This window comes from Myroides sp. N17-2 (assembly GCF_002286775.1).
GTDB lineage: Bacteria > Bacteroidota > Bacteroidia > Flavobacteriales > Flavobacteriaceae > Flavobacterium.
Genome location: NZ_NSGJ01000120.1, coordinates 1 through 449, shown reverse-complemented (window position 1 = coordinate 449; position 449 = coordinate 1). Strand labels below are relative to the sequence as shown.

Here is a 449-nt window from a genome sequence, read left to right as displayed (position 1 = left end):
GCAACTAAAGTAGTTTCTGTCTCTGCAAACTTCACTAGATCATTAATATTGATCTCTTCCGTTTTATAAACATCTCCTTCTTTTACTGTCACATAGAACTTACCGCCTTCATAAGTAACGTTTCCTTCTATGTTCTCAGTTACATATTTATTTAAGATCTCTTGTACCTCTTTCTTGTTGATAATCTCTTCAAAGTTGTTCTGTACATCACTAACTACTGAAATACGCATTGGTGTATATCCAGCTGCAGCACGATCCTCGTTAAAGTAATCATAGTTTCCTGTGCGTTTTCCTGCTACTTCTTCTGCTACAATTGTGGTAATCGTTTGATCTACACTTACTGAGCTAACAAAGTTTTTCAAGAATTCTTGGAACACATTACTATTCTGTAATAAGACTGTTAAGTCTACATTCTGAATAGCATTATCTTCATCTTTATATACCAATAA

1 pseudogene is annotated in these 449 nt (G+C 33.9%); it reads right to left on the bottom strand.

The features are described from left to right. Positions 1-449: pseudogene (locus CF599_RS19605) on the bottom strand (hypothetical protein); the annotation flags it as partial.